The sequence below is a fragment of the Roseicyclus sp. genome (assembly GCF_052168335.1).
In the GTDB taxonomy this organism is placed as follows: domain Bacteria; phylum Pseudomonadota; class Alphaproteobacteria; order Rhodobacterales; family Rhodobacteraceae; genus Roseibacterium.
The window spans coordinates 1-2,674 of record NZ_JBQLZP010000236.1 but is presented as its reverse complement, the minus strand read 5'-3'; the positions used below and the strand labels follow the sequence as shown (position 1 = coordinate 2,674).

Below are 2,674 nucleotides of genomic sequence, written 5' to 3'. Positions count from 1 at the left end.
TGTTGCCGGTCGCCATGTCACCCTCCGCCGTTGTCCGGGGCGGAGGGTAGGCTTGGCTCGGGTCAGATGGAAGACCCGGAGGAGAACCCCATCTGGTAGTCCATGGTCGCGCCGTCGGGGCCGACCTCGCCGGGCTTGACGGGCGCGGCGGCGTCCTCGGCCCGGCGCGGCGCCGGACCCTGGAGACGAAGCGACGTGCCGGTGGTCTCGGCACGGACGGCAATGCGTTCGGTAGGGCGACGCCCTGCCATTTGCGTCTTGCGCATGGCTTATCCCCTTCTCTTCGGTTTTCGCTGTGTCCGGGGGTTATATGTCCTGCGATTGTAAAAGTCCAATGAAACAGTCAGCGCTAACATGTGCGCTGGCGCGCAGAACTGCGGCTCAGGCCTCGGCGAGCAATGCGCGCAGATCAAGGGGTGCATTGACCATGTCGAGCGTTCCATCGGCTTTCCTCGGCCACTCCGCCGCGTCCCGGTCGCGGTAGATCTCGATGCCGTTGCCGTCCGGGTCGCGGAAGTAGATGGCCTCGGACACGCCGTGATCCGCCGCCCCGTCGATGGGAACGCCCGCGGCCACGACCTGCGCGAGCGCGCGCGCGAGGGCCGGGCGATCGGGATAGAGGAAGGCGACGTGGTAGAGGCCGGTCGTCCCCGGCCCCGGCGGATGGCCGCGCCGGCTCTCCCAGGTGTTGAGGCCGATGTGGTGATGGTATCCGCCCGCCGAGAGGAAGGCGGCCTGCGAGCCGTAGCGCTGGACGAGGTCGAAGCCCATCACGTCGCGGTAGAAGGCGACGGCGCGCTCGAGGTCCGCGACCTTGAGGTGGACGTGACCGACGCGGGTTCCGGGATCGGCTTGGTAGGACATGGGCGTGTCTCCTTCGCCCCGAAGATGCCCCCGGCGCCGGTGCAAGGAAAGACGCGCGACCGCAGGCCCCCTGTGCGCATTTCGCGGACCGGGGCGCGGGTGCGAATTTTCGTACGAAAATTCGGCGGGGCTCAGCTCCGCAGCATGCCCACGATGTCGTAGGTCTTCTGCAGGATCGGCACGGTGATCTCCCGCGCGCGCTCGGCGCCGCGCCCGAGGATGCGGTCGATCTCGCCCGGGTCGGCCATCAGGCGCTTCATCTCGGTCGAGATCGGCGCCAGCTTCGCCACCGCGAGGTCGGCGAGCGCCACCTTGAAATGCCCGAACATCGCGCCCGCGTGCTCGTCGAGGACCGCCTGCTGCGTCGTCCCGGCCAGCGCCGCGTAGATGTTCACGAGGTTGCGCGCCTCGGCCCGGTGCTCGAGCCCCGCGACGCTCTCGGGAAGCGGGTCGGGATCGGTCTTGGCCTTGCGGAACTTCTTCGCGATCGCGTCGGCGTCGTCGGTCAGGTTGATGCGCGTCCGGTCCGAGGGGTCGGACTTCGACATCTTCTTCGTGCCGTCCTGCAGGTTCATCACGCGCGTCGCCACGCCCTCGATCACGGGCTCGGTGAGCGGGAAGAAGTCCACGCCGTAGTCGTGGTTGAACTTCGCGGCGATGTCGCGCGTGAGCTCGAGGTGCTGCTTCTGGTCCTCGCCGACGGGCACGTGCGTCGCGTGGTAGACGAGGATGTCGGCGGCCATCAGCGCGGGATAGGCGAACAGGCCCAGCGAGGCCGCCTCGGCGTTCTTGCCGGCCTTGTCCTTCCACTGGGTCATGCGCCCCATCCAGCCCATCCGGGCGACGCAGTTGAAGATCCAGGCGAGCTGCGCGTGCTCGGGCACCTGGCTCTGGTTGATGAGGATCGACTTCTCGGGGTCGATCCCGATGGCGAGGAAGCCCGCGCAGAGCTCGCGCGTGTTGTGGCGGAGCTGGTCGGCCGGCGGCAGCGTCGCGGTGATCGCGTGGAGGTCGACCATGCAGTAGATCGTCTCGTGCGAGCCCGCGTCCTGCATCTCGACGAAGCGCTTCATCGCGCCGAGGTAGTTGCCGAGCGTCAGCCCCCCCGAGGGCTGGATGCCGGAGAAGACCCGCGGCGTGAAATGCGCGTTCGTGTTCGGAGCCTCGGCCATGTCCTGCCTTCCCGTGGATCGGGCCCGGCCCCCTCTGGCCAAGCACCGCCGCTTCGCTTACCCACGGGGGAAATCGGCGTCAACCGAGGGGCAGGCCCAATGGAGAACCACAACGTCTCGCCCTTCAACGCGCTGCCGCCCGTCGTCGTGGCGCTGGCCGTCGTCATCGCCGGGCTCGAGCTGATGTTCCAGCTCGCCACGGCGGGGTTCCTGGGCGGGCAGGGGGGCGTCGGCTGGCGGCTGGCCGCGATGCAGGACTACGCCGTGCTCGACGAGGTGGCGGACTGGATGCTCGCGAACGGCATCTTCCCGCCCGACCAGCTCCTGCGCTTCGTGACCTATCCGCTGATCCACGGGAGCTTCGTCCACGCGGCCTTCGTCGTCGTCTTCGTGCTCGCCATCGGCAAGATGGTGGCCGAGGTCTTCTCGCCGCTCGCCTTCGTGAGCGTGTTCTGGGCCTCGGCCGTCTTCGGGGCGCTGGTCTACGTCCTGCTCCTCGACAGCCCCTATCCGCTGATCGGCGGCTATCCCGGCGTCTACGGGCTGATCGGGGCCTTCACCTTCCTCCTCTGGATCGATGCCTCGCGCCGGGGCGGCAACCGGATGCAGGCCTTCGGGCTGATCGGCGCGCTTCTGGC

The 2,674-nt window shown here is 68.6% G+C and carries 4 protein-coding genes; 1 reads left to right on the top strand and 3 read right to left on the bottom strand.

What is annotated here, in order from left to right; genetic code table 11:
• Window positions 1-62: 62 nt before the first annotated feature.
• From ACTS11_RS07435 to trpS, 3 genes are all read right to left on the bottom strand, one after another.
• A complete protein-coding gene (locus tag ACTS11_RS07435) occupies window positions 63-266 on the bottom strand; it encodes a hypothetical protein (protein WP_442639695.1) in 204 nt (67 codons plus the stop codon).
• A gap of 115 nt (window positions 267-381) precedes the next feature.
• Window positions 382-864 carry a VOC family protein gene (locus tag ACTS11_RS07430; protein ID WP_442639694.1) on the bottom strand — a complete coding sequence of 161 codons (483 nt, stop codon included), beginning with the start codon at window positions 862-864 and terminating at the stop codon, window positions 382-384.
• A 131-nt stretch (window positions 865-995) separates the two neighbouring features.
• Window positions 996-2,036: a tryptophan--tRNA ligase gene (gene trpS, locus ACTS11_RS07425; RefSeq protein ID WP_442639693.1), complete on the bottom strand. Its 1,041-nt coding sequence runs from the start codon at window positions 2,034-2,036 to the stop codon at window positions 996-998.
• 99 nt (window positions 2,037-2,135) lie between these two features.
• On the opposite strand from trpS, the gene ACTS11_RS07420 reads away from it, so the two are divergent.
• Window positions 2,136-2,674, top strand: a 539-nt coding sequence (locus tag ACTS11_RS07420) for a rhomboid family intramembrane serine protease (protein WP_442639692.1), incomplete at its 3' end; no start/stop codon positions are given.